Origin of the sequence: Falsihalocynthiibacter sp. CO-5D18 (genome assembly GCF_041205445.1) — a bacterium.
GTDB classification, from domain to species: Bacteria; Pseudomonadota; Alphaproteobacteria; order Rhodobacterales; family Rhodobacteraceae; genus Falsihalocynthiibacter; species Falsihalocynthiibacter arcticus.
The window spans coordinates 1-243 of record NZ_JBGFCF010000127.1 but is presented as its reverse complement, the minus strand read 5'-3'; the positions used below and the strand labels follow the sequence as shown (position 1 = coordinate 243).

Here is a 243-nt window from a genome sequence, read left to right as displayed (position 1 = left end):
ATAGGCCCTCCTCGTCGGTCTTTTCGGTGATTTCGCCGACGGGTGGCATCCGCCCACCAGATCGCAAGCGTAGCACCCGTGCTTTGAACCTTTTTGAGCGGGAGGAAATATCGCGTGGGCTGAGCATCAAATGTTCACTACGCATGATAGCGCACCAATTAGGGCGCTCCCCGTCGACCATCAGCCGCGAGGTTAGGCGCAATGGTGGGCCTGCTGGATATCGGGCGGTGGCTTCAGACCAAG

The 243-nt window shown here is 58.8% G+C and carries 1 protein-coding gene; it reads left to right on the top strand.

Annotated elements, in window-relative coordinates; genetic code table 11:
* Positions 1–26 precede the first annotated feature (26 nt).
* On the top strand, positions 27–243 hold a 217-nt coding region (locus tag AB9F27_RS22210; protein WP_369758248.1), incomplete at its 3' end, for a helix-turn-helix domain-containing protein.